The organism is Amycolatopsis sp. NPDC114505 (assembly GCF_055633615.1).
This window is the reverse complement of the sequence record NZ_JBVKDV010000002.1, coordinates 178,662-203,480: the sequence shown is the minus strand read 5'-3', so window position 1 is coordinate 203,480 and position 24,819 is coordinate 178,662. Positions and strand designations below refer to the sequence as shown.

Below are 24,819 nucleotides of genomic sequence, written 5' to 3'. Positions count from 1 at the left end.
GGCAGGGAGCCGGCCGGGCGATCGCTCGCCGTAGGGCTTTGCCACGCGTCGTGCAGTGTGACAACTAGCACACTAACGGTTCCCCGGGTGATCGGGGTCACGCGGGTGGATCTTCTGAATCGATTTTGATTCGGCGTTTTCCCGAGGTACTGTGGCCAGTGTCACGACCCAGAGGCGTCAGCGCTGCCGTCCCGCGGACCACCACACACCAGTGATCCGGAGCCGGACATGAGCCCCACCTCCCTGAACGACACCGTCGCCGAAGTCACCGCCCGCATCACCGCGCGCAGTGCCGCGACCCGCACCGCCTATCTCGGCCGCATGGCCGCCGCGCACGAAGAAGGCCCGGTCCGCCGCGGCCTCGCGTGCAGCAACCTCGCCCACGGTTTCGCCGCCATGGAAGGCGCCGACAAGGCGGCTCTGCGGGCCGCGCGCGCTCCCGGCGTCGCCATCGTGTCGTCCTACAACGACATGCTCTCGGCGCACCAGCCGATGCAGGAGTACCCGGCCTGGCTGAAGAAGTCCGTGCGTTCCGCCGGGGGTGTCGCCCAGTTCGCCGGCGGTGTCCCGGCCATGTGCGACGGCATCACCCAGGGCCGCGCGGGCATGGAGCTGTCGCTGTTCAGCCGCGAGGTCATCGCGATGTCGACGGCGATCGCGCTCTCCCACGACATGTTCGACGCGGCCCTGCTGCTGGGCGTCTGCGACAAGATCGTGCCCGGCCTGCTGATCGGCGCGCTGTCCTTCGGGCACCTGCCGGCTCTGTTGGTCCCGGCCGGGCCGATGAACTCCGGGCTGCCGAACAAGGAGAAGGCGCGCGTCCGCCAGCTGTACGCCGAGGGCCTCGCGACCCGCGAAGACCTGCTGGACGCCGAAGCGGCGTCGTACCACTCGGCCGGCACCTGCACCTTCTACGGCACGGCCAACTCGAACCAGATGGTCGTCGAGGTCATGGGTCTGCACCTGCCCGGCGCCAGCTTCGTCCAGCCCGGCTCCGCGCTGCGTCAGGCGCTGACCGAGGAAGCCGGACGGCGCGTCGTCGCGATCTCGCGCGGCGAGGAGTACACACCGGTCTCGCGGATCCTCGACGAGAAGGCGTTCGTGAACGGCGTCATCGCGCTGCTCGCGACCGGCGGGTCGACGAACCACACAATGCACCTGGTCGCCGTCGCCGCGGCCGCGGGCATCCAGCTGACCTGGGACGACTTCTCCGACCTCTCGGCCGTCGTGCCGCTGCTGGCGCGGGTCTACCCGAACGGCAGCGCCGACATCAACCACTTCCACGCCGCCGGCGGCATCCAGTTCCTGGTCGGCACGCTCCTCGACGCCGGGCTGCTGCACGAGGACGTCCACACGGTGGCCGGCTTCGGGCTGCACCGCTACCGGGCCGAGCCGATCCTGTCCGACGGCGAGCTGGTCTGGCGTGACGTCCCCACCCGCAGCCTCGACGAGGAGGTGCTGCGCCCGGCGTGGCGGCCGTTCGCCGCGGACGGCGGGCTGCGGATGGTCGAGGGCAACCTCGGCCGCGCGGTCGTCAAGGTGTCCGCGGTGGCGCCCGAGCACCGGGTCGTCCAGGCGCCGGCCCGGGTGTTCACCACCCAGGAAGCGTTCACGGCCGCGTTCGAGGCGGGCGAGCTGGACCGCGACGTCGTCGTGGTGGTCCGGCAGCAAGGTCCGCAGGCCAACGGCATGCCGGAGCTGCACGGCCTCACCCCGGCGCTGGGTGTGCTGATGGACCGCGGGCACGCCGTGGCGTTGCTCACCGACGGCCGGATGTCGGGCGCGTCGGGCAAGATCCCGGCCGCCATCCAGGTGACGCCGGAAGCCGCGGCGGGCGGCCCGATCGCCCGCGTCGCGGACGGCGACGTCATCCGGCTCGACGCGTCCACGGGCAGCCTCGACGCGCTCGTCGGTGACGAAGAACTCGCCCGCCGTGAGCTTGTGGACGCACCGCCGTCCGAAGCATCCTGGACCGGCACCGGCCGAGAGCTGTTCGCCGCGTTGCGCCGTGCCGTCGGCCCCGCCGACCAGGGCGCTTCGGTGTTCGGGGGCCTGACGCCGGAGCACTTCGGAACGCCCGTTTTCGCAACCCAGGAGGTCGGTCAGTGACCACCGGTCAGGACCTGCTCGAGCTGTCCCCCGTGATGCCCGTCGTGGTGATCGACGACGCCGCCGACGCGGTGCCGGTCGCCCGGGCGCTGCTCGCCGGCGGGATCGGGGTCATCGAGCTGACCCTGCGTACTGCGGCTGCGTTGTCGGCGATCGAACGCGTCGCCACCGAGGTGCCGGACATCGTCGTCGGTGCCGGCACCGTCACCGCGGCGGACCACGCGAAGCAGGCGGCCGACGCGGGCGCGAAGTTCCTCGTGACACCCGGCTGCACCGACGCGGTCGTCGACGCGTGCTTCGAGACCGGGCTGCCGTTCCTGCCCGGCGCGAGCACCGTGTCCGAGGCGATGCGGCTGGCCGAACGCGGGCTGTCGGCGCTGAAGTTCTTCCCGGCGGAGGCGTCCGGCGGCGTCGCCTACCTGAAGTCGATCGCGGGCCCGTTGCCGTCGTTGAAGTTCTGCCCGACGGGCGGCATCACCGTGGCGTCGGCGCCTTCCTACCTGGCGCTGCCGAACGTCGGCTGCATCGGCGGCTCGTGGCTGACGGCCTCGCTCGACGTCGCGACGATCGAGAAGCTGGCCGCGGAAGCCGCGAAGCTGTAGCCGAGATCACCCCGTGGAATTCCGGCCCGAACGGCGCAATTGACGTCCGGATTCCGGGAGCACCGTTCCCAGACACTGGAACGGTGCTCCTAACGGGTGTGGCGCCGGTCATGCGTTCGCCCATTTGTGCCAGTGATCGGTCCATTTGCCTGACGGTGGGTGATTCACCCCCTGTTATCGTTCCTCCTCGCTGTTTCGAGCGAGGAGAACCGGTGCCCCTGACCAGCGTGGTCGCCCCCAGTCCTGCCCCCGAGAACGTCGCCGCACTCATCGGCGAACGCCTTTCACTGTCCGCCCTCAACCAGCTGGGCGGCACCCTCGGTGGCTATTCCTTCGTCAAGGTCGTGGTGGACCGCGAGAATTCGGTCATCCACTTCCTGAACGACGCGCGTCATTCCTTTCACGCGATCTATATCGGGGAAGAGATCCTCGGCGTCCCCGGAGAACGGGTGCGCGCCGAGATCGACTCCTACAACCAGGACTTCTACCACGCGCCGGACCGCCGGTTCCTGCTCGGCATCCTGGCCCGGCACCCGCAGATGCTTTCGCTGGAGACGGTCGAGGTCGACACCATGCCGGCCGCGCTGATCCGGGAGTTCCACGCCTTCGTCGCGCAGTACGTCGACCCGGCGCTGCCGCTGGTGTTCAAGCCGGCCAACCAGCTGCAGGAGCGGATCGTCCGGGAGATCCCGGCCGGCGAGCTGCCGCGCGTGTTCGCACACGAGCTGTTCTCGACGGCGCCGTTCGTCGCGCTGAACCCCGGCACGGCCACGGGCCGGCTGCGCGCGTTCCGCACCGAGGCCGAGTACCGGGCGGCGACGCTGGACTGGTCGGACATCATCGTGATGGACCGCGTGCCCGACGACATCCCGCGCCTGTCGGGCATCGTCAACGCCCGGCACACGACGCCGTTGTCGCACACCAACGTCCTCGCCACCGGCTGGCAGATCCCGAACGCCGTCCAGCTCGGCGCGCTGGCCGACATCGAGCGCCGCGGGCTCGACGGCAAGTGGGTCGAGTACACGGTGGACGCCCAGGCGCTCTCGCTGCGGGAGATCGCCGAGCCGGCCTCGGCCCCGCCGCCGAGCTGGTACGCCCAGCGCGTCACGCTGGAGGAACCGGAGTCCGAGCGCAGCCCGATCGTGAACCTCGCGCGGGTGCGCGCGGCCGACCGCTACCGCTACGGCACCAAGGCGGCCAACCTCGGCGAGCTGCACCACGTGCTGGCCCACGGCTCGCAGCGGCTGCTCGGCTTCTACCAGGTGCCCCGGCCGCCGCGGGAGAACCTGCTCCCCTACCTGGCCCGGCTGCTGGACGTCCCCGCCGGCGCTGACCTCGCCGCGGCCGCGCACCGGCTGCTCGACGACCACGTCCGCGTACCCCGCGGCATCGCACTGCCGTTCTCGCTGCAGCGGCGGTTCCTGGAGTCGTCGCCGCGGATCCAGCAGGCCATCGGCAAGCTGAAGATGGCCCTGGAGCTGGACGCCCGCGAGATCGAGCCGCTGTGCGTCGAGCTGCAGAGCCTGATCCGGTCGGCCCGGATGCCGGGCGCGCTGGCCGGGGAGATCGACTCCGCGCTCGTGTCACAGCTGGCCGGCGTGCGGACGTTCGTCGTGCGCAGTTCGTCGAACGCCGAAGACCTGGCCGGGTTCTCGGCGGCCGGGATCTACGAGTCGCTCAACCACGTCACCACGGCCGAGCGGATCTTCGCCAGCGTCAAGGAGGTCTGGGCTTCGCTGGTGTCGGTGCGCAGCGTCCGGCTACGGCGGCAGGCTGGGATCTCCCTCGACGAGTGCTACATGGGTGTCGTGATCCAGGAGCAGGTCGCGGCGGACTTCGGCGGCGTGCTGGTGACGACGAACCCGATGAACCGCGCGGACTTCCGCACGGTGTACGTCAACGTGTCGCCTCGCGTGACCGACGTCGTCGACGGTTCGGCCCTGCCGATGCAGTACCTGTACTCGACGGTCGAGGGCGGCGGCCGCACGGTGTCGCTCGGCGACGCGACGTCGGACCTCGACTCGCGGGCGCACGACCAGCTGCAGCGGCTCGCGATCGCCGGGCGCCTGCTGCAGGGGCACTTCTCGCCCGACTACACGTTCGGCTCGCCGGTGGACGTCGAGTGGCTCGCCGACGGCGACCACCTCCACCTCGTGCAGCTGCGTCCGTATTCCGTTTGAGTTCAGGAGAAAGCGTCATGCTGGGCCTTCGCCTGCCCGCGAACCCCGCCGTCCGCCGCACCGTCCGGCTGACCTACGGGTTCCAGTTCTTCTTCGGCCTGCTGCTGTGGGTGCCGATCTTCTACCAGTACCAGAAGCTCGTCGGCCTGTCCGACGGCGAGATCTTCGGCATCCAGAGCATCTACTACATCGTGTTCTGCCTGCTGGAGATCCCGACCGGGATGATCGCCGACCGGTTCGACTACCGCACCTCGCTGGCGGCCGGCGCCGGCGTGCTCGTGGCGGCGAACCTGGTGCCGGTGTTCCTCGGCTCGTACACGGGGTTCCTGCTGCACTTCATCCTGATCGCACTGGCGCGGTCGCTGGTGTCCGGCGCGCAGAGCGCGTACCTGTACGAGTACCTGCACGCGTCCGGTTCCGGGGAGGACTACCTGCGGGTCGAAGGGGTCGGGCGCGCGTTCAGCCTGATCGGCAAGATCGTGTACTGGCCGGTGATCGGCCTGCTGATGACGTGGAACCTCCCTTCCCCGTACTGGCTGACGGCGCTCAACGCGGGTGTCGCGCTCGTGTTCGCCTTGAAGCTCCCGGCGATCCCGGGCGGCCGGCGCGCCGCGGGCAAGACGGCCTCGCTGCTCGCCGGAGTCGGCGGCGCACTGTCGGCGTTGCGTTCGTCGCGGTGGCTGGTGTTGTTGATGGTGCAGGGCATCGCGATGTTCACGCTGGTCCGGATCTGCCAGGTGAACCTGTTCCAGCCGATCCTGGAGTCGAAGTCGCTGTCGGTGAACTGGTACGGCGCGGTCCTGGCCGCGATGACGGTCTTCGAGGCACTGGGCGCGGCCCGACCCCACCGGCTCCGCCGCGCGATCGGCCCGGTGGGGTCGGTGTTCACACTGACGATCGTGATGGCGCTCTGCCTGGGCGTGGTCGTGTTCGTGGGCTCCTTCGCGACGGTGCTCGCGTTGTGCGTCTTCGCGGTGGCGACGGGGATTTCGTTCCCGGTCCAGAAGCAGCTGCTGAACGACTCCATCCCGGACTCCCGCTACCGCGCGACGCTCCTGTCGATGGAGTCCATTGTGGACCGTGCGGTGTGCGCGGTGGTGGCGGTGGCACTGGGCGCGTACCTGGCGGCCGGGCAGCTGAACGAGTTCCTGGTGCTGTCGGCGGTCGTCACGTGCGGGGTGATGGGGTTGCTCGCGGTGCTGTTGCTGGTGGTCCGCAAGCACCGCTCGGACCGCCGGACACCGGTCCGCGAAACCGCGACAGTCGCGGCGACCGCACCGGTTTCGCCGGCACCGACCCGCGTCGCCGCGCCCGTGTCCCGCTTCCCGGCGGCCGGCCCGGAGCGCCGCTGCCACGGCTCGGAGCTGCGCGAGGTGGACGTGGAGAAGCTCCGGAACTGACGCACCGGACTCCCCCGCTCACACGCCGTCGAGGGAGCCGGCCGCCGTCAGTCGATGTAGGCGTCGTCGAGCAGGGTGGACTCCGCGCCGTACTCGCGGAGTTCCTCCTTGATCACCTTGTACGCCAGCCCTTGCGGGTAGCCCTTGCGAGCCAGGAAGCCGAGCAGCCGCCGCAGCGCCGTCTGTTCGTCGACGTTGCCCAGCGAGCCGAGGCGCTTGCGGACCAGCTCCCTGGCCATCTGCTCCTCGGACTCGCGGTCGACTTCACCCGCCGCCTGCGCGGCGACCTCGTCGTCGACGCCCTTGCGTCGCAACTCGGCCATCAGCGCGGTGCGGGACAAGCCCTGGGTCTCGTGCCGGGACTTCACCCACAGCTCCGCGAACTCCGCGTCGTTCACCAACCCTGCCCGGTCGAGCTTGCCGAGCAGGGTTTCGCTGGTCTCCTCGTCGAACCCCTTGCGGCGCAAGGCCTGCCGGAGCTCCTCCTGAGTCCGCGCACGCACGGCCAAGAGGTCGTAACAGATCTCCTTGGCCTTCTTGTAGCGCTCCTCGGGAGGCAGCTCGGCCGGCGGGATCTTCGGCGCCCTCGCCACCCTCGATCACTCCTCGTCTTCACAAACCCCAAGCACCACAGCGCAACGCAACCACCGCGGGGGTCCAGGGGGCTCGCCCCCTGGCGGGGGTCCGGGGGTTCGACCCCCGGAGGACACGGCGAAGGGATCAGGGCGAGCTCACTCCGCGAGCACACCTCACCCAATCCCGCACCCGGAACTCCTTCGATCAGAAGTCGACCGGCGCCGGCACGGCTTCGACGGCCTCGGCGTCGACCTGCGCGCCGATGCCCAGCTTCTCCTTGATCCGCTTCTCGATCTCGTTGGCGATGTCCGGGTTGTCGCGCAGGAACTTCCGCGCGTTCTCCTTGCCCTGGCCGAGCTGGTCGCCTTCGTAGGTGTACCAGGCACCGGACTTGCGCAGGATCGCCTGGTCGACACCCATGTCGATGAGCGAACCCTCGCGGGAGACGCCGTGGCCGTACAGGATGTCGAACTCGGCCTGCTTGAAGGGCGGGGCCATCTTGTTCTTCACGACCTTGACGCGGGTGCGGTTGCCGACCGGCTCGCCGCCGTCCTTCAGCGTCTCGATGCGGCGCACGTCGAGGCGGACCGACGCGTAGAACTTCAGCGCCTTACCACCGGTCGTCGTCTCCGGGGAGCCGAACATGACGCCGATCTTCTCGCGCAGCTGGTTGATGAAGATCGCGGTGGTGCCGGAGTTGTTCATCGCACCGGTCATCTTGCGCAGCGCCTGGCTCATCAGGCGGGCCTGGAGACCGACGTGCGAGTCACCCATCTCGCCCTCGATCTCGGCGCGCGGCACGAGCGCGGCCACGGAGTCGATGACCAGGATGTCGAGCGCGCCGGAGCGGATCAGCATGTCCGCGATCTCGAGCGCCTGCTCACCGGTGTCCGGCTGGGAGACGAGCAGCGCGTCGGTGTCGACGCCGAGCTTCTTGGCGTACTCCGGGTCGAGCGCGTGCTCCGCGTCGATGAACGCCGCGATGCCGCCGGCACGCTGCGCGTTCGCCACCGCGTGCAGGGCGACCGTGGTCTTACCGGAGGACTCCGGGCCGTAGATCTCGACCACGCGGCCGCGGGGCAGCCCGCCGATGCCGAGCGCGACGTCGAGGGCGATGGCGCCGGTCGGGATCACGGAGACGGGCGCGCGGCCGTCCTGGCCGAGCCGCATGACCGAGCCCTTGCCGTACTGCTTGTCGATCTGCGCGAGCGCGAGCTCGAGCGCCTTGTCCTTGTCGGGTGCTGCAGGCATGGAAGTCCACCTCGCTGGTCGAAGCCCCCCGTCCCGAGGGCTCTGTGTCGGTTCTTCAGCTGTCCGGTCCGACGCTAGCGGCGGGGACCGACAATTCCAGGCGCGGCGCCCAATCTGTGGATCGCTGGACCCGATGTGGACAACACCTTAGACGAACACCTGTTCGAGGTCGGCAGCGACACACCCTTGCGCTAGAGTTTTCGCCCGCCCGGGTCAGGTTCGTGCGCATCCGCCCAGGTCAGCGCCGTTCACGCGGAACGTCGAAGGCGTCGCAGACCTCGTGCCAGATCTCCTTGGCCGGAATTCCCGCGGTCAGCGCCTGGTCGACCGTGCGGCCGCCGAGCGCGCTGATCACGTGGTCCCTGGCCAGCACCTGCGCCCGCCCGGGGCCGAACTCCTCGGCCATCAGCCGCCGGAAAACCGTGATCCGCATCGGAACCACTCTAACCGGAGGGCGCGAACGGTCCGTTCGCTACCCGCCCGGCTGGACACTCGCCTCGAAGTAGTTGGCGAGCGTGTCCGGCGTGGTCGCCTGGGCCTGGTCGCTCGAGTTCAGCTGGTAGATGAACCCTGCCAGCGGCCGGTCCGAGACCGTGAACACGAGCACCGCCGACGTCCGGCCCGCGGCCGACGAGTAGTGGCCGGTGAGCCCGTTGCCGCCCCAGTCGGCCTCGGTGCGGTCGCCGCCCGCCGAGGTCAGCAGGCCGTCGGTGTACTGCTTGAGCGAGTCGGCGCTGCTGCCCTGGACGTAGGTGACCTGCGTGCCCGCGCGGCCCGGCGCGGAGCAGGTCGAGGCCACCCCGAGGTTCTCCGCCGGCGCCGCCGGGCCGTTGCCCATGCCCGGCTTGCAGTCACCGGTGTCGGCGATCTTCCCGGCGAGCTGGCGCAGGCAGCCGGTGAGCCCCTTGTCGTCGGCCTGGCCGGGCGTCTTGCACTGGTCGGCGGTGTAGGTGGCCGCAGAGGACGACGACGTCAGGAAGAAGGTCAGCCCGGCCGCGAGCACCACGACGACCGCGACCACGATGCCGATGAGCAGCTTCTTCTTCCCGCCGGGCTTCGGCTCGGCCCGCTCCGGCGCGGGCGAGTAGCTGGGGAAGTTCGACGGCGCCGGGTTCTGCACCTGCTGCGGGCCGCTGGGCGGGAAGTTCGCCGGCGCGTAGCCCGGGTACTGCGGTGGAGGGGGCGGCGGCGCGTACTGCGGGCGGCCCGCGGCCACCGCCCCTTCGACGTTCTGGGTGCGCGCGCCCAAGCCGTCGCGGGCCACGTGCTGGGCACCGAGCGCGACGGCGGTCTCCGGCTGGTCGAGGCTGCCCGGCACGACACCGAGCTTCTCCGCGATCATCGTGCCGACCAGCGGCAGCCGGCTCGACCCGCCGACGAGGTAGATGCCGGCCAGGCGGTCCGGGGTCAGCCCGGACGAGCGCAGCGTCCGCGCGAGCAGCTCGACGCTGCGCAGCATCGCCGGCCGGACCAGGCCTTCCAGCTCACCGCGCGTGACGAGGACGTCCTTGAACGGCTCGGGCATCGGCACCTCGGTCTGTGGGTGCCGCGACAGCGCCTCCTTGGCCGCCTTGACGTCTTCCTGCAGCGCGCGCCGGGTGCGCCGGTCGCCGGTGGATTCGGGCCGCAGGAGCCGCTGCCAGCGCTGCGGGTCCGAGTGCGAGACCTCGCGCCCGACGTGCACCATCAGCGCCTGGTCGACGTCGAGGCCGCCGAGGTCGGGCAGGCCGTCCTCGGCGAGCACGGTGAACCCGTTCTGCGTGGCGCCGACGACGGCGACGTCGAAGGTGCCCGCCCCGAGGTCGTAGACCGCGAGCGCCTGGCCGGGGGCCAGCGACTTGCCGGGGAACGACGCGAAGTGCGCCGCCGCGGCGACCGGTTCGGGCACCAGCAGGATGTTCCGGTCCATCCCGGCGAGCCGGGCGGCGGACATCAGGACGTTGCGGCGGGTCTGGCCCCACTGCGCGGGGTGGGTCAGCCGGACCTCGTCGGGCTGCTCGCCGCCGAGCTGGCGGGAAGTCTCTTCGAGCACGCGGCGCAGGATGGCGGCCAGCGCGTCGGTCACCGGGACGACGTCGGTGCCGAGCAGCAGGGTCTGCTCGTCGATGCGGCGCTTGGGGTTCGGCTCGAAGCGCGTCGGGTCGAGGCGGGCGCGGCGCTCGGCGTCGCGGCCGACCATGATCGTGCCCTCTTCGGTCGCGAACACCGCCGACGGCATGTTGGCCGAGCCGTCCACCTCGACGACCCGGGGCGGCATGCCGTGCGCCGAAAGGACGGCGACGGTGTTGGACGTCCCGAGGTCCACCGACAGGATCCGCACTGCACTCCCCTTCACGAAAAACACGCCTTGACGGCGTTCGCCGTGATGCTGCCATGTGCGCGGTCACCGTGCGTGCGGACCCGCGAAAGTCATCGCTCCTTGACTTGGGCGGTGATCTCGGGCACGATAGTTGCGCAGTTCGGTCAACCGAGTTGCTCAGATCGCGCAAAGGAGCGTCCGGATGCCGAAGCTGCTCGTCCTCGGGGACGACCTGACCGGCAGCAACGCGACCGGAGCGCTGTACGCCCGCTTCGGGCTGCGCGCGGTTTCCGTCAACGCGCCGCTCGAGCCGGACGCGCCCTGCTTCCGCGCGGAGAGCGGGATCGACGCCCTCGTGGTCAACCTGGGTACCCGCCACGCACCGCCACCACACGCCGCGCAAGCAGTGCGAACCGCGATCGAGCTGGCCGGGCCCGTCGCGCTGACGGTGAAGCGCGTGGACACGACGTTGCGCGGCAACGTCGGCGTGGAGACCGAGGCCGTCCTGGCTTCGGCGCCGGACGCCCGGGCTCTGGTCGTGCCCGCGTTCCCGGACGCCGGCCGGGTCACCCTCGGCGGCCTGCACCTGGTCGACGGCGTACCGCTGGCCGAAAGCCCGGCGGCGCGCGATCCGCTGGCTCCCGTCCGGTCGTCGCGGATCCGCACGCTCCTGCAGCCCACCGATCGGGAGATCGCCGAACTGCCACTGGACGTCGTCGAAGAGGGCGTGGAGGCGGTCGTGGCCGCGTTGCGCCGCCCGGCCGGGATCGTCGTCTGCGATGCCACGACGAACCGGCACCTCACCACCGTCGCCAAGGCCGCGGCCCGGCTGGCGGCCGAAGGCACGCGGTGGATCTCGGTGGACTCCGGGCCGTTCGGCGTCCGGCTGGCGGCCGCGCTGGGCCTCGCACCCGGCCACGGCACCGTCCCGCCGGTCCTTTCCGTGGTCGGCAGCATCACCGGGCAGACCCGTGACCAGCTGCTGGAAACCGAGCTGGTGCTGGACGCGCGGTACGTCGACGTCGACCCGGAGCACCCGGATCCACCGTCGATCGCCGCCGCGGCGGGCGAACTCCTGGATGCCGGGCACCGGGTCGTGGGCATCCGGACGCGGGCTCCCGCGCCCGGTGTCCCGGTCGACCCGGAGGTGGCGGCGCGGATCCCGCCGGCGCTCGGCGAGGCGGCCCGGCTGGTGCTCGGCACGCACCGGATCGGCGGGCTGTACGCCACCGGCGGCGACATCGCCGTCGAGGTCACGAAGTCACTCGGCGCCGAGGGCTTCGAGATCGACACCGAAGTACTGCCCCTGGCGGTCGCCGGGCGGCTTTCCGGCGGCCCGCACGACGGGCTGCCCTTCGCCACCAAAGGCGGGCTGATCGGCGGGCGCGACGCCGCCGTCGCCTGCCTGGAACACCTGAACCACGTGCTGGCCACCGGAAGGAAGAACCCGTGAGCGACCTCCCCATCCTCGCCGTCACCCTCGGCGACCCCGTGGGCATCGGCCCGGAAATCACCCTCAAGACCCTCGCCGAACCCGAGTCGTTGCAGATGGCCCGCGGGGTCGCGGTCGGTGACGCGGTCGTGCTGGAACGCCTGGTCCGGCACCTCGGCCTGCACCTGGAGATCAACCCCATCGCCACGGTCGCCGACGCGCGCTTCACCACCGGCGTGATCGACATCCTCAACCTCGGCGTCGTCCGGGAAGACCTGCCGTGGGGCGAGGTCAACGCGACCGCGGGCGCCGCCGCCGTGGGCGCGATCGAAGTGGCCACCCGGCTCGCGCTGGCCGGCGAGGTCGACGCGGTCGTGACCGCGCCGATCAACAAGGAGGCGATCTGGGCGGCGGGCTCCCAGCACCTCGGGCACACCGAGATGCTCGGCGAGCTGACCGGCTCGACCCGGTTCAACACGATGTTCTGGGTGTCGGGGCTGAAGATCTTCTTCGCCACCCGGCACCTTTCCCTGCGCGAGGCAATCAACCAGATCACCCGCGAGAACATCGAGCACGCCATCCGCGAGGCCTACACCGCGCTCGAGGTGTTCGGCACCGAGAAACCGAGACTCGCCGTGGCGGCGCTGAACCCGCACGGCGGGGAGAACGGCAAGTTCGGCGACGAGGAGATCGTCGCGATCGCCCCGGCGGTCGCCGCCGCGCGGGCGGCCGGGCTCGACGTGGTCGGCCCGATCCCGGCGGACTCCGTGTTCCACCAAGGGATCCAGGGCCGGTTCGACGGCGTGCTCTCGCTCTACCACGACCAGGGGCACATCGCGTCGAAGACGTACGACTTCGACGGCACGGTGTCGGTGACGGTCGGCCTGCCGATCCTGCGCACGTCGGTCGACCACGGCACGGCGTTCGACATCGCCGGCACCGGCCGCGCGTCCCACGGCACGATGGTCGCCGCGTTCAAGGCGGCGGCGACACTGGCGCCGTACGCGCGGAAGCTGCCCGCCATCTACCCGCCGGGCGTCCGGTGATCCCCCGCAAGCGCTGGGCGTACGTCATCCCGGTCGCGGTGGTCATGTACATGCTGGCCTACCTCGACCGCACGAACGTCGCGGTGATCCTGCCCTACATCGGCGACGACTTCCCGCTGTCGGCCAGCGCCAAGGGACTCGCGAGCGGCATCTTCTTCGTCGGCTACCTCGTATTGCAGATCCCGGCGGCGGTGCTGGCGGTGAAGTGGAGCGCCCGCAAGACCGTGCTGCTGTTGATGATCGCGTGGTCCGTCGCGGCGGTGCTGTGCGGACTGGTCCGGAACGAGACCCAGCTGCACCTGGCCCGGCTGCTGCTCGGGCTGTTCGAAGGCGGCGTGTGGCCGGCGGTGCTGATCCTGCTGGCGTCGTGGTTCCCGCAGGCCGAACGGGCCAGGGCGAACGCGCTGTGGATGACCTGCCTGCCGATCTCGGCGATCGTCATGTCCCCGCTGTCCGGGCTGATGCTCGACCACATGTCCTGGCGCTGGGTGTTCGTGATCCAGGGCCTGCCGCCGCTGCTGTGGGCGGTGGTCTGGTGGTTCGCGGTGGCCGACCGGCCGGCGAAGGCCCGCTGGATCTCCGCCGAGGAGCGGGAGTACCTCGAAACCACCCTGAAGGCCGAAGAAGAGGCGAAGCCGGCGTTCGCGAAACAGGGCTACCGGCAGGCGCTGGCGAACCGGCAGGTGCTGCTGCTGATCGGCATCTACTTCTTCTGGATCACCGGGTTCTACGGCTTTTCGCTCTGGCTGCCGTCGGTGGTGAAGACGATGACCGGGGGTTCGGCGACCGCCGTCGGGTTCCTGTCGGCCGTGCCGTACGTCCTCGCGCTGGCCGGGATGGTCGCGTGCGCGCACTGGTCGGACCGGACCGGGGACCGGCGGCTCGCGGTCACCGTCCCGCTGCTCGTAGCGATCGCCGGACTGCTGCTCGGCAACCTCGTGCACTGGCCGGCGGCGGTCCAGCTGGTGCTGCTCTGCGTCGTCGCGACCGGCGTCTACATGCCCTACGGGCCGTTCTGGGCGATCCCCAGCCGGATCCTCGGCATCGAAGTCGTCGCCGTGGCGATGGGCCTGATCAACGCGCTGGGCAACCTCGGCGGGTTCGCCGGGCCGTACCTGGTCGGCTGGCTCACCGATGTCACCGGCAGCGCGACCACCGGGTTCGTGGTACTGGCGGCGTTCCTCGCCGTGGCCGCCGGGCTGGCGTTCTTCGGGCTGAAACCCGCGACTGTGGAAGAGTCGGCGCATGTCCCAGCCGCGACCAGGCACCCGTGACCGGCGCGCGATGCTCCTGGAGGCCGTCCGCGACGGCTCCGGCGGCATCGCGGAGCTGGCCGAGGAATTCGGCGTCTCGGAGTCGACGATCCGCCGCGACCTCGCCTCGCTCGCCGGGGCCGGGCACGTCGTCCGCACCTACGGCGGCGCGCTCGACACCGAACGCAGTCCCCGGGAAAAGGACCAGGAGCACGCGGCGGCCAAGGACGCCATCGCCCGCGAGGCCGCCGCGCTGGTCGAGGACGGCGAGGTCGTGCTGCTCGACGCCGGCACGACCACCGGCAGGCTCGCCCGCCACCTCGCCCACCGCGAAGGGCTGACCGTCGTCACGAACGGCGTCAACGCCATCCGCGAGCTCGCGGGCTTCGCGGGGATCGACCTGATCGTCCTCGGCGGCCGCCTCCGGCACCCGAACGAAGCGATCCTGGGCGAGACCGTGCTGGCGCAGCTGCGGCACATCTCACCCGACCGGGTGTTCCTGGGGGCCGACGGCCTCGTCGCCGGCCGGGGCCTGTGCTGCCCGTCACTGGAGCAGTCGGTGGTCAAGCACGCGATGCTGCACGCGGGCGCGGAGGCGTACGTCCTGGCCGACCACTCCAAGCTGGACCAGGCCCCTTTTTCCTACTGGACGCCGCTCGACCGCGACTACCGGCTGATCACCGACGAACCGAAGGTCGACGTCACGTATCCGCAGTTCGCCCAGAGCGTGATCCTCGCCGGAGGATCGGAAACTGTCGGGGGTGCCGCGCATCATGGACGACGTGGCAGCTGACGTGCTCGACCTGTTCTCCCCCGCGACCCGCGACTGGTTCGCGGGGGCCTTCGCCGCGCCCACCGCGGCGCAGGAAGGGGCCTGGCGGGCGGCGTACGCGGGCGAGCACGCCCTCGTCGTCGCGCCGACCGGGTCCGGCAAGACGCTGTCCGCGTTCCTCTGGGCACTGGACCGGCTGTCGGTGGAACCGCCGCCGGCGGAGGCCACGAAACGCTGCCGGATCCTCTACGTCTCCCCGCTGAAGGCCCTCGCCGTCGACGTCCAGCGGAACCTCCGCGCACCGCTGGCCGGCATCTCGCAGGCCTCGCGGCGGCTCGGGCTCCCGGTGCCGGCGATCGAGGTCGGCATGCGCACCGGCGACACCACCGCGGCCGAGCGCCGCTCCTTCACCAAGACCCCGCCCGACGTGCTGGTGACCACACCGGAGTCGCTGTTCCTGATCCTCACGTCGTCGGCGCGGGAGTCGCTGCGCGGCGTCGAGACCGTGATCGTCGACGAGGTGCACGCCGTCGCCGGCGGCAAGCGCGGGGCGCACCTCGCGCTGTCGCTGGAGCGGCTGGACTCGCTGCTGCCGAAGCCGGCGCAGCGGATCGGCCTGTCGGCGACGGTCCGCCCGGTCGACGAGGTGAGCGCGTTCCTGGCCGGCGGCCGTCCGGTGCGGGTGGTCCAGCCGAAGCTGGCGAAGACCATCGAGGTGCGCGTCGAGGTCCCGGTGGAGGACATGAGCAACCTCGACGCGCCGCGCGGCGGTCCGGCGCCGAGCCCGCTCGACGAACTGGAATCGCTGACCGAGGCGTTCCCACCCGGCGACATCGCGCCCGGTGGCCTGGGCACGCTGGAGGAGATCGCCGGCAACCCCGTGCAGCGGCCGTCCATCTGGCCCGCGGTCGAGGAACGGGTGCTGAGCCTGATCCAGGACCACCGCTCGACCATCGTGTTCGCCAACTCCCGGCGGCTCACCGAGCGGATGACGGCCAGGCTCAACGAGCTGGCCGCCGAACAGACGGAGCTGACGCCCGCCGAAACGTTCCCGGCCGAGGCCGTCGGGCAGTCCGGGGTGAGCACCGGCGCGCCGCCCGTGATCGCCCGCGCGCACCACGGGTCGATGTCGCGGGAGCAGCGCACGCGCGTCGAGGAAGACCTCAAGTCCGGGCGGCTGCCGTGCGTGGTGGCGACGTCGTCGCTGGAGCTGGGCATCGACATGGGCGCGGTCGACCTGGTGGTGCAGATCGAGGCGCCGCCGACGGTGGCGTCCGGGCTGCAGCGCGTCGGCCGGGCCGGGCACCAGGTCGGCGCGGTGTCGTCCGGCGTCATGTTCCCCAAGTTCCGCGGCGACCTCGTCTCCTGCGCGGTGGTCGCCGAGCGGATGGCGAGTGGGGCGATCGAAGCGGTCCGCTACCCGCGCAACCCCCTGGACGTCCTGGCGCAGCACGTGGTCGCGATGGTGGCGCTGGAGCCGTGGACGGTGGCGGACCTCGCGTCCCTGGTGCGCCGGGCGGCGCCGTTCGCCTCGCTGCCGGACGACGCGCTGCACGCGGTGCTCGACATGCTCGCCGGCCGGTACCCGAGCGAGGAGTTCGGCGAGCTGCGGGCCCGCATCACCTGGGACCGCATCGCCGGCGAGCTGCGCGGCCGGCCGGGTTCGCAGCGGCTGGCCGTCACCTCCGGCGGCACGATCCCGGATCGCGGCCTGTTCACCGTGATGACGCCGGGCGGGGACGACAAGCCCGGTTCGCGCGTCGGCGAGTTCGACGAGGAGATGGTGTACGAGTCGCGCGTCGGCGACACCATCCTGCTCGGCACGTCGTCGTGGCGGATCACCGACATCACGCACGACCGGGTCATCGTGGTGCCCGCGCCGGGCGAGCCGGCACGGATGCCGTTCTGGAAGGGCGACGCGCCGGGCCGCCCGCTGGAACTCGGCCGGGCGCTGGGGAAGTTCGTCCGCGAACTGTCCACATCGGACGACGAAAAGGCGCGCGAGCGGGCCACCGCGGCGGGGCTGGACGAGCGGGCGTGCGACAACCTCCTCGCCTACCTGGCCGAGCAGAAGTCCGCCACCCGGCACGTGCCGAACGACCGGACGATCCTGCTGGAGCGCTACCGCGACGAGCTGGGCGACTGGCGGATCATCGTGCACTCGCCGTTCGGCGCACAGGTGAACGCGCCGTGGGCGCTGGCCATCGCCGCTCGGCTGCGGGAGAACCGCGGGATCGACGCGCAGGTCGCGCACTCCGACGACGGCATCGTGCTGCGCCTGCCGGACGCGCTCGATTCCGAGGGCGGCGACGTCACCATCGGCGCGGACGACATCCTGCTCGATCCCGAAGAGGTCGAGCAGCTGATCGTCGCGGAGGTCGGCGGCTCGGCCGTCTTCGCGGCGCGGTTCCGGGAGTGCGCGGCCCGGTCCCTGCTGCTGCCGCGCCGGGACCCGCGGCGCCGCACTCCCCTGTGGCAGCAACGGCAACGCGCGTCGCAGCTGCTGTCGGTCGCGTCGAAGTACGAACGGTTCCCGGTCGTCCTCGAAGCGATGCGGGAGGTCCTGCAGGACGTCTACGACGTGGGCGGACTGCGTGAGCTGATGGCCGACGTCCGGGCTCGCAAGGTCCGGCTGGTGGAGGTCGAGACGCCGGCCGCTTCGCCGTTCGCACGCAGCCTGCTCTTCGGCTACGTCGGGATGTTCCTTTACGAGACCGACGCGCCGCTGGCCGAGCGGCGCGCGGCGGCGCTGTCGCTGGACTCGGGGCTGCTGGCCGAGCTCCTGGGCACCGAAGCGATCCGCGAACTGCTCGACCCGGAAGCCGTGCGCGAGGTCGAACGGTCGCTGCAGCGGCTCGAGCCCGACCGGCACGCACGCTCGGCGGAGGACGCCGCCGACCTGTTGCGGTTCCTCGGCGACCTGACCGTCGAGGATGCGGCCGAGCGCGGCATCCAGGCGGAGTGGCTCACCGAGCTGGAGGCGGCGCGGCGGGCGATCCGGGTCCGGATCGGCGGCACGGAACGGTTCCTGGCCATCGAAGACTCCGGCAAGGTGCGGGACGCGCTGGGCACCGCGCTGCCGGTGGGGGTGCCCGAGGCGTTCACCGAACCGGTCGCGGACCCGCTCGGCGACCTGCTGTCCCGCTACGCCCGCGGCCGCGGGCCGTTCGCGGCGGCGACCGTGGCCGCCCGGTTCGGGCTGGGCATGGCGGTCGTCACCGGCGTCCTCGACCGGATGACCGGGGAAGGCCGCCTGGTGCGTGGCGAGCTGAGCCCGATCGGTCATCCGGACACCCACGGAGTCGGTGTCGAGTACTGCGATTCGGCGGTCCTGCGGCGGCTGCGGCGGGCGTCGCTGGCGAAGCTGCGGGCCGAGGTGGAGCCGGTCGAACCGGCGGCGCTGGGCCGGTTCCTGCCGTCGTGGCACGGGTTCGGCGGCCGCGTCCGGGCGGCACCCACGGCGGACGACGTGCTGTCGGTGGTCGAGCAGCTCGCCGGGGCACCGTTGCCGGCGAGCGCGGTGGAGTCGCTGATCCTGCCCGGCCGGCTGCCGGGCTACTCCCCCGCGTTGCTGGACGAGCTGACGACCGCGGGCGAGGTCACGTGGGCGGGCTGCGGCGCGCTGTCCGGCGGGGACGGGTGGATCGCCCTCGCTCCCACGGACGTCGCCGACCTGCTGCTGCCGGAGGTCGTCGAGGACATCCCGACCGGCCCGCTGCACGACGCGATCGTGTCCACTTTGGAGGGTGGCGCGCTGTTCTTCCGCCAGCTGGTGGACCGCGCGAGCGTGCTGGTGGACAAGGCACCGGACGACGCCGAAGTCGTGGCGGCACTGTGGGACCTGGTGTGGGCCGGGCTGGTCACGGGCGACACGCTGGGACCGTTGCGGGCCCAGGTGGCCGGGCACGGCGCGCACAAGCCGCGACGCCAGGCGCCCCGCGGCCGGTACGCGCGGTTGCGGGCGGGGCGGCCGCAGATGCCGTCGCGGTCGGGACCACCGACGGTCGCCGGCCGCTGGGCGCTGACGCCGTCGCGCGAAACCGACGCGACCCGGCGGGCCCACGCGCGGACGGAAGCGTTCCTGGAGCGCCACGGCGTCCTGACCCGCGGCGCGCTCGACACCGAACGCGTCACCGGCGGTTTTTCGGGGATCTACAAGGTGCTCCGCGGCATGGAAGACACCGGTCAGGTGATCCGGGGCTACGTCGTGGAGGGCCTGGGCGCGGCCCAGTTCGCGGCGAAGGGGGCGGTGGACAGGCTGCGCGCGCTGTCGGGCCCGGGCCGCCCGGCACCCGGCCGCGCGGTGGTGCTGGCGGCGGCGGACCCGGCCCAGCCGTACGGCGCGGCGCTCCCCTGGCCGGCCGCGACGGGCGACACGAAACACCGTCCGGCGCGCAAGGCCGGTGCGCTGGCGGTGCTGGTGGACGGAGTTCCGGCGTTGTACGTCGAGCGAGGAGGCCGGTCACTGCTGAGCTTCACCGAGGAACGGCAACCGCTGTCGGACGCGGCGCAGGCGCTGTCGGCCGCGGTCCGGGAAGGCTGGCTGGGCCAGCTGGCGGTCCAGCGCGCGGACGGCGAGCAGGCGCTGACGTCGGAGCTGGCGGAGGTCCTGCGGGAAGCCGGTTTCCGGGCCACACCCTCAGGCCTGCGTCTGCGGGCCTAAGCTGCCAGTCCGACACGCACGAAGGATGTTCTGCTCATGGCCATGCGCGAACTGCGCTATTTCGGGGACCCGATCCTCAAGTCCGTCTGCGACCCGGTCAAGGTGTTCGACGCGAAGCTCGAGGCGCTCGTGCGGGACCTGGTCGACTCGGTGAAGCCGGCGGGGCGCGCCGGGCTGGCCGCGCCGCAGATCGGTGTCGGGCTGCGCATCTTCAGCTACGACGTCGCCGGGCTCGCCGGGTACGTCGTCAACCCGGAGATCGTCGAGCTGTCCGAGGAGACGCACGAGATCGACGAGGGCTGCCTGTCGGTACCGGAGCTGTGGTTCCCCACGAAGCGCGCGAAGCACGCGAAGGTCCGAGGCGTCGACATCCACAACGAGCCGATCGAGGTCGAAGGCGAGGACGTGCTGGCCCAGTGCCTCCAGCACGAAACCGACCACCTCGACGGAGTGCTCTACCTGGACCGCCTCACAGCCGAGCGCAAGAAGACGGCCATGCGCGAAGCGCGCGACAAGGACTGGTTCTGGAAGCGCTGACCAGCTGAGCCCGGCGGCGGGGGTCCGCCACTGCCGCGCGATGGCATCGCGCCCACAGGCGGCACTCGCGGCACCGAGACCATCCCGCCAACCGGGCGACGACGTGTCCTCCAGGCCCAGCACGATCCCGCCGCGCGGCCGGCCCTCGGCCCCGCGCCATCTGGCGTCGGTGAGGCCGCGTAGCCGGCCCCTGGCGCGGGCCACCTCGGCGTCAGTCAGGCCGCGTAGCCGGCTCTCGGCCCCGGGCCACCTCGGCTCGGTCAGACCGCGCAACTGGCCCCTGGTCCCAGGCCACCTCGGCTCAGTCAGGCCGCGCAGCCGGCCCCTGGCGCAGGCCACCTCGGCGTCGGCCAGACCGCGTAGCGGGCCCCTCGGCCCCGAGCCCCGAGCCCCGAGCCACGGGCCACCTCGGCATCGGTCAGGCCGCGTAGCCGGCCCTGGCGCTGGCCACCTCGGTGTCAGTCAGGCCGCGTAGCCGGCCCTCGGCCCCAGGCCACCCGGCGCCGGTCAAGCCGCGCAGCCGGCCCCTGGCGCGGGCCATCTCGGCGTCGGTCAGGCCGCGTAGCCAGCCCTCGGCCCCGAGCCACCTCGGCATCGGTCAAGCCGCGCAGCCGGCCTTGGCGCGGGCCACCTCGGTGTCAGTCAGGCCGTCGCCGAGGTCGGGTCGGTCAGGCCGGGAGGACCATCCGCAGCTGGGTGCCGTCCTCGGTGGTGCGTTCCGTCCGCAAGCCCGCTCGGGCCGCCGTGCGGGCCAGGACCTCGTCGCCGGGGAGGCAGTCAGCCCGCAGCTCCCTGATGCCTTCGGCCTCCGCGAGCACCGCCACCCTGTCCAGCAGGGCCGTGCCGATGCCCTGGCGCTGCCAGTCGTCCTCCACCAGCAGGGAAATCTCGGCGCCGCCCGCCGCGGACGGGATCAGCTGGGCCAGACCGATCACCTCGCGGCCGAAGACCGCGAGCACGCTCGTCCCGCGCGGGGGCACCAGCAGCCGGTGCAGCCAGCGGCGCGGGACCGTCCGGACTCCCGTGTGGTAGCGGCGGAAGAGCGTCGCCGTCGAACAGCGGCGGTGCAGTCCGGACACCGCTTCGGCGTCGGCGGGGACGCCCTTGCGCAGGACGATCGCCGCGCCGTCCGGGCGGTTCAGCACCACCGGGCCCGAGACGTTCCGGGCCGCCGCGGTCAGCAGCGTCACCAGCGCTTCGGCGCGGGTCAGCTCCAGCTGCACGAACGGCGCCCATTGACGCCGCGCCACCAGCGCGTCCCCGCCGCTCAGCCCGAACACGGCCCGGTGCCCGCTCTCGGTGCGGGCCGGGTTCGCCTCGGCCGTGGGGACGCGCGTGACCACGTCCGCGGCCAGCACGTCCTTCAGCACCTCGGCGAGCCGAGCGGGCTGGTCGACCGCGCGGCGGACCGCGAGCAGCGTCGACGACGCCGGGTCGACCAGCTCGTGGACGTCGGCGTCGATGATCGCCGTGCACTCGCAGCCCTCGGCGCGGATGGCGTCGACGAGGTGCCGCCGGGGCAGGCCGGTCGCCGGGCGCAGGACGATCTCGTCGAGCACGCCGCCGGGTACGGGCAGCACGGCCAGGCCGAGGATGTTGCACTCGAGGTCGGCGAGCCGGATCGCGATGCGGGCCAGCGTGCCGGGATGGTCGTGCATCCGGATCCGCACCCGCCACACCGGCGGCTCGGCCGCCACTTCGACGGCCGTGTCCAGGCCGAGCTGGGGCAACGCTCTGGAGGTCTTCATGCCCCCCACGGTCCTCCGCGCTTGTTGCAGCTCCGGGACGCGAGTGTTTCGCGCAGATCAGCGTTCGCCGCGGCCGGCAACCCGGCCGAAACGGTCAGCGCGGCGTCAGCACGCAGAACTCGTTGCCCTCCGGGTCCATCAGCACTCGCCACGGCAGCGCCGGCCCACCGAGGTCCGCGGGCGCCGCACCCGCGGCCACGACCTCCGACACCGCCTCCGCGTGCTCGGTACCCGAAGGCGGCGCGACATCGAGGTGCACCCGATTCTTGACGCGCTTCACGTCGTCGTTGCGGAGGAACTCCAGCCACGGCCCGCGCCCCGACGGCGCGCGCAGCCCCACCAGGACGTCACCCTCGCGGGCACCGACCGGCCAGCCGGTGAGCCGCGCCCAGAAGCCGGCCATGAGGTCCGGGTCATGGGCGTCGACGACGATCGACGCCACCGCGCCCGCCCCCGCGTACCGGTCGCGGGGCTCGAGGACGCAGAACTCGTTGCCCTCCGGGTCCGCCAGCACGACCCACGGCACCGCGCCCTGCCCGAGGTCGACCCGGCTGCCGCCGAGCTCCAAGGCACGCGACACCAGCTCGGCCTGGTGCGAGAGCGTCGTGCTCGCCAGGTCGAGGTGGATCCGGTTCTTCACTTCCTTGGGCTCGGGAACGGGCACGAAGACGAGGTCCAGGCCCCAGCCGTCGGCTTCCGGGGCGCGCACGTCGACCTCGTCCGGCTCCTCGAGCGCGACGTGCCAGCCGAGCAACGCGGCCCAGAAGTCCGCCAGGACCCTCGGCCGCGCCGCGTCGATCACCAGGTTCACCAGGCGCGTGGTCATGCGCCGCAGGCTAACCGCCACCCCCGACAGTTCCGGTTCGGCTTCCCCACCGGCCGGGTCATCGGGTCGCGAGCCGCATCAGCGCCCAGAGCTGGGCGGCCTGGTCGTGCACTCCCCGCACGGTCACCGAGGTCAGGGACGAACGGCCCCACAACCACAGGTAGATCCGCCCGGGTTCGGCGGCCGTGACGACGTCGTCCGCGGCCTCGGCCTCCTCGGCCGAACAGCGCCAGGCCTCCGTCGCCTCGGGTCCGGCCCGCGCGATCCAGCTGTGCGCGCCGGTGCGCACGCCGACCGAGCCCGCTTTCGTGCCGGTCAGCCCCAGCATCGGCAGCTTCTGGCCGAACCAGAGGGTCAGCGCCTCGTCGATGCCGTCGATCGCGAGGTCTTCGGCGATGTCACGCTCCGGGGTGCCCGCCGCCTGCTCGACGTCGACGCGGTGGACCAGCGTCTCGTGCAGCATCCGCCGCCGCCAGAACCCGTACGTCGGGTCCGCCGGCCACCAGGTGTCGGCGCGCTCTTCCGGTTCGTGCGCGGCCAGCTCGTCGAGCAGCTCGGTCAGGCCGGTCTCCAGGTAGGCCGCCACGCTCTGGCTCGGCTCGGGGTCGCGCTGCCAGTCTTCGGGGTTGCGGCCTTCGGCGAGCCGGCGCCGGACCATCCGGTAGAGGCTCCCGACGTGCCGCGCCACCTCGGCGGCCGACCAGCCCGGGCAGGCGGGCACCGGCGCTTCGGCGGGCGCCGCGTGGACGGCCTCGGCCAGCACCCGGCCTTCGATCCCCAGCGCCGTGAGCAGCCGACCTTGGTCGACCGGGCCGTGCTCACGCGACATGGGCTTCCCCGGTGATCGGGAGGCCGTGCACCAGGCGCCGGACCAGTTCGAGGAACGGCGTAGCGGCGCGCACCAGCCCATCGGCCGACTCGGCGGTGACCTTGCCGGTGATCCCGGCCTGCGCGGCGGCGCGCGCGGACGAGTTGCCCGCGAAGAAGGCCGACCATTCCCGCAGTTCAGGGGCGACGGAGTCGAGCAGGAGCCAGGTGCTGGCCGGCCGCGCACGCCCCCGGTGCGGCCGCCCCCGCGCAGCGAGCACGGCGGCGGCCCCGCGCAGGGCGGCGAGGTAGGCACCGATGAAGCGTTCGGCGGGAGCGGTCTCCCGTTCGGCCTCGGCGAGCCCGCGCCGAGCTTGGGCGAGCAGCCCGGCCGCAACGGGCGGCGCGGGCGGGCGCAGGGACATGGGCAGCTGGGACTGGGTGTGCTCGGCATCGGCCGCGGGCGGGCGTAGCTCCGCACCGGCGACCGGCGAGCGCGGAGATGCGGGCAGCTCGGGCTGATCGCCATCCGCACCGGCGGCGGTGGGCGGGCGCAGCGAGGTCGGCAACTCAGGCTGACCGAGGTCCGCGGTCGGCGCAGGCGGGTGCGGCATCGGCAGCTGGGCCTGCTCAAGCTCCGCACCGGCGACCGGCGCGCGCTCCGCACGGGCGGCAGGCGAGCGCTGAGAGGCGAGCAGCTCGGACCGCCCACCATCCGCATCGGCGGAGGCCGGGCGCGGCGAGGCGGGCAACTCGGACTGGTCGCCATCCGCACCGGCGGCAGCCAGGCGCTCTGGCTGCCCCGACACCGCGGTCGGCATCGACGGGTGCGGCATCGGCAGCTGGGCCTGCTCAAGCTCGGCATCAGCGACCGACGAGCGCTCCGCACGAGCAGCAGACGTGCGCTGGGAGGTGGGCAGCTGGGAATCCGCACCCACCGGACGCGGCGACATCGGCAGCTCAGGCTGTCCAGAGTCGGCCGGAACCGACGAGTGCGGACGGGACCCCGCGGGCCTCGGCGGGGTTCGCCGGGGACGGCCGTGATGGGTGCCGGCCGCTGGTGGGGTTACCGGCGGGCGCAGCGGCATGGGCAGCTGCGGCTGCCCGGACTCCGTGGGGGACACGACCTTGACGGACATGACGACCCTCCTCCTGCGCGGGGTGAGCCCGATCGAGCACCCGGCGGCGGGACGCTTCCCCCGCCCCGCCGCCGGGCACCTGACCGGTGCGCGCTCACCGATGTCGAACGTCTGTTCGAACAATTTCCAGAGTAACCCCGACCCGGTGTCCGCTCAACCCCACGGGTGGAATCCCCGGA

19 protein-coding genes are annotated in these 24,819 nt (G+C 72.2%); 10 read left to right on the top strand and 9 right to left on the bottom strand.

Features of this window, described 5'->3' with window-relative positions; translation table 11 throughout:
* Positions 1–228 precede the first annotated feature (228 nt).
* The 4 genes from edd (at position 229) to ACZ7OU_RS18955 (ending at position 6,291) form a co-directional block, all read left to right on the top strand.
* Entirely contained in the window at positions 229–2,109 is a 1,881-nt protein-coding gene (gene edd, locus ACZ7OU_RS18970) for a phosphogluconate dehydratase (RefSeq protein WP_470256078.1), read from the top strand.
* Positions 2,106–2,711, top strand: coding sequence for a bifunctional 4-hydroxy-2-oxoglutarate aldolase/2-dehydro-3-deoxy-phosphogluconate aldolase (gene eda / locus ACZ7OU_RS18965; RefSeq protein WP_470256077.1), 606 nt, complete (start codon positions 2,106–2,108; stop codon positions 2,709–2,711). Before edd ends, eda begins: the two co-directional genes overlap by 4 nt.
* Before the next feature lie 212 nt (positions 2,712–2,923).
* The gene (locus ACZ7OU_RS18960; RefSeq protein ID WP_470256076.1) at positions 2,924–4,891 is read left to right on the top strand and encodes a PEP/pyruvate-binding domain-containing protein; all 1,968 of its coding nucleotides are present in this window, start codon (positions 2,924–2,926) and stop codon (positions 4,889–4,891) included.
* A 17-nt stretch (positions 4,892–4,908) separates the two neighbouring features.
* On the top strand, positions 4,909–6,291 hold the full coding sequence (locus tag ACZ7OU_RS18955) for an MFS transporter (RefSeq protein WP_470256075.1): 1,383 nt from the start codon (positions 4,909–4,911) through the stop codon (positions 6,289–6,291).
* 47 nt (positions 6,292–6,338) lie between these two features.
* Here the strand turns inward: ACZ7OU_RS18955 and ACZ7OU_RS18950 are convergent, their stop codons facing one another.
* The 4 genes from ACZ7OU_RS18950 to ACZ7OU_RS18935 form a co-directional block, all read right to left on the bottom strand.
* The gene (locus ACZ7OU_RS18950) at positions 6,339–6,866 is read right to left on the bottom strand and encodes a regulatory protein RecX (protein ID WP_470239034.1); all 528 of its coding nucleotides are present in this window, start codon (positions 6,864–6,866) and stop codon (positions 6,339–6,341) included.
* Positions 6,867–7,071: 205 nt separating this feature from the next.
* Positions 7,072–8,118, bottom strand: a complete 1,047-nt coding sequence (recA, locus tag ACZ7OU_RS18945) for a recombinase RecA (protein WP_247012292.1) — start codon at positions 8,116–8,118, stop codon at positions 7,072–7,074.
* Positions 8,119–8,356: 238 nt separating this feature from the next.
* Positions 8,357–8,551, bottom strand: coding sequence for a DUF3046 domain-containing protein (locus tag ACZ7OU_RS18940; protein WP_470238752.1), 195 nt, complete (start codon positions 8,549–8,551; stop codon positions 8,357–8,359).
* Between the two features lie 39 nt (positions 8,552–8,590).
* Positions 8,591–10,438 carry an Hsp70 family protein gene (locus tag ACZ7OU_RS18935; protein WP_470257624.1) on the bottom strand — a complete coding sequence of 616 codons (1,848 nt, stop codon included), beginning with the start codon at positions 10,436–10,438 and terminating at the stop codon, positions 8,591–8,593.
* Between the two features lie 181 nt (positions 10,439–10,619).
* Between ACZ7OU_RS18935 and ACZ7OU_RS18930 the strand changes: the two genes are divergently transcribed.
* The 6 genes from ACZ7OU_RS18930 to def are packed head-to-tail and all read left to right on the top strand — an operon-like array spanning position 10,620 to position 20,120.
* Positions 10,620–11,870: a four-carbon acid sugar kinase family protein gene (locus ACZ7OU_RS18930; RefSeq protein WP_470256074.1), complete on the top strand. Its 1,251-nt coding sequence runs from the start codon at positions 10,620–10,622 to the stop codon at positions 11,868–11,870.
* Positions 11,867–12,895: a 4-hydroxythreonine-4-phosphate dehydrogenase PdxA gene (gene pdxA, locus ACZ7OU_RS18925; protein ID WP_086680486.1), complete on the top strand. Its 1,029-nt coding sequence runs from the start codon at positions 11,867–11,869 to the stop codon at positions 12,893–12,895. Before ACZ7OU_RS18930 ends, pdxA begins: the two co-directional genes overlap by 4 nt.
* Complete coding sequence (locus tag ACZ7OU_RS18920; RefSeq protein ID WP_470256073.1) at positions 12,892–14,169, top strand: MFS transporter; 1,278 nt, start codon at positions 12,892–12,894, stop codon at positions 14,167–14,169. The genes pdxA and ACZ7OU_RS18920 overlap by 4 nt, the downstream gene beginning before the upstream one ends.
* Positions 14,141–14,941, top strand: coding sequence for a DeoR/GlpR family DNA-binding transcription regulator (locus ACZ7OU_RS18915; RefSeq protein ID WP_470238757.1), 801 nt, complete (start codon positions 14,141–14,143; stop codon positions 14,939–14,941). Before ACZ7OU_RS18920 ends, ACZ7OU_RS18915 begins: the two co-directional genes overlap by 29 nt.
* The gene (locus tag ACZ7OU_RS18910) at positions 14,922–19,583 is read left to right on the top strand and encodes a DEAD/DEAH box helicase (protein ID WP_470256072.1); all 4,662 of its coding nucleotides are present in this window, start codon (positions 14,922–14,924) and stop codon (positions 19,581–19,583) included. The genes ACZ7OU_RS18915 and ACZ7OU_RS18910 overlap by 20 nt, the downstream gene beginning before the upstream one ends.
* Before the next feature lie 36 nt (positions 19,584–19,619).
* The gene (gene def, locus ACZ7OU_RS18905; RefSeq protein ID WP_470238759.1) at positions 19,620–20,120 is read left to right on the top strand and encodes a peptide deformylase; all 501 of its coding nucleotides are present in this window, start codon (positions 19,620–19,622) and stop codon (positions 20,118–20,120) included.
* 418 nt (positions 20,121–20,538) lie between these two features.
* Here def and ACZ7OU_RS18900 read toward each other — a convergent pair whose 3' ends face one another.
* From ACZ7OU_RS18900 to ACZ7OU_RS18880, 5 genes are all read right to left on the bottom strand, one after another.
* Positions 20,539–20,715 (bottom strand): hypothetical protein, encoded by a 177-nt coding sequence (locus ACZ7OU_RS18900; RefSeq protein ID WP_470256071.1) that lies wholly within the window; start codon positions 20,713–20,715, stop codon positions 20,539–20,541.
* A gap of 73 nt (positions 20,716–20,788) precedes the next feature.
* On the bottom strand, positions 20,789–21,868 hold the full coding sequence (locus ACZ7OU_RS18895) for a GNAT family N-acetyltransferase (RefSeq protein WP_470238760.1): 1,080 nt from the start codon (positions 21,866–21,868) through the stop codon (positions 20,789–20,791).
* Between the two features lie 94 nt (positions 21,869–21,962).
* Positions 21,963–22,694, bottom strand: a complete 732-nt coding sequence (locus tag ACZ7OU_RS18890) for a VOC family protein (RefSeq protein ID WP_470238761.1) — start codon at positions 22,692–22,694, stop codon at positions 21,963–21,965.
* Positions 22,695–22,752: 58 nt separating this feature from the next.
* Positions 22,753–23,523: a maleylpyruvate isomerase family mycothiol-dependent enzyme gene (locus ACZ7OU_RS18885; RefSeq protein ID WP_470256070.1), complete on the bottom strand. Its 771-nt coding sequence runs from the start codon at positions 23,521–23,523 to the stop codon at positions 22,753–22,755.
* A complete protein-coding gene (locus ACZ7OU_RS18880) occupies positions 23,513–24,454 on the bottom strand; it encodes an SAV_6107 family HEPN domain-containing protein (protein WP_470256069.1) in 942 nt (313 codons plus the stop codon). The genes ACZ7OU_RS18885 and ACZ7OU_RS18880 overlap by 11 nt, the downstream gene beginning before the upstream one ends.
* Between the last annotated feature and the right edge of the window lie 365 nt (positions 24,455–24,819).

What these genes read in the sequence shown, in the direction of transcription:
- edd (WP_470256078.1), top strand. Translation starts at nt 229, where the DNA reads ATGAGCCCCACCTCCCTGAACGACACCGTCGCCGAAGTCACCGCCCGC.
- ACZ7OU_RS18955 (WP_470256075.1), top strand. Translation starts at nt 4,909, where the DNA reads ATGCTGGGCCTTCGCCTGCCCGCGAACCCCGCCGTCCGCCGCACCGTC.
- recA (WP_247012292.1), bottom strand. Translation starts at nt 8,118, where the DNA reads ATGCCTGCAGCACCCGACAAGGACAAGGCGCTCGAGCTCGCGCTCGCG.
- ACZ7OU_RS18940 (WP_470238752.1), bottom strand. Translation starts at nt 8,551, where the DNA reads ATGCGGATCACGGTTTTCCGGCGGCTGATGGCCGAGGAGTTCGGCCCC.
- ACZ7OU_RS18930 (WP_470256074.1), top strand. Translation starts at nt 10,620, where the DNA reads ATGCCGAAGCTGCTCGTCCTCGGGGACGACCTGACCGGCAGCAACGCG.
- ACZ7OU_RS18915 (WP_470238757.1), top strand. Translation starts at nt 14,141, where the DNA reads ATGTCCCAGCCGCGACCAGGCACCCGTGACCGGCGCGCGATGCTCCTG.
- ACZ7OU_RS18910 (WP_470256072.1), top strand. Translation starts at nt 14,922, where the DNA reads ATGGACGACGTGGCAGCTGACGTGCTCGACCTGTTCTCCCCCGCGACC.
- def (WP_470238759.1), top strand. Translation starts at nt 19,620, where the DNA reads ATGGCCATGCGCGAACTGCGCTATTTCGGGGACCCGATCCTCAAGTCC.
- ACZ7OU_RS18900 (WP_470256071.1), bottom strand. Translation starts at nt 20,715, where the DNA reads ATGCCGAGGTGGCTCGGGGCCGAGGGCTGGCTACGCGGCCTGACCGAC.
- ACZ7OU_RS18895 (WP_470238760.1), bottom strand. Translation starts at nt 21,868, where the DNA reads ATGAAGACCTCCAGAGCGTTGCCCCAGCTCGGCCTGGACACGGCCGTC.
- ACZ7OU_RS18890 (WP_470238761.1), bottom strand. Translation starts at nt 22,694, where the DNA reads ATGACCACGCGCCTGGTGAACCTGGTGATCGACGCGGCGCGGCCGAGG.
- ACZ7OU_RS18885 (WP_470256070.1), bottom strand. Translation starts at nt 23,523, where the DNA reads ATGTCGCGTGAGCACGGCCCGGTCGACCAAGGTCGGCTGCTCACGGCG.
- ACZ7OU_RS18880 (WP_470256069.1), bottom strand. Translation starts at nt 24,454, where the DNA reads ATGTCGCCGCGTCCGGTGGGTGCGGATTCCCAGCTGCCCACCTCCCAG.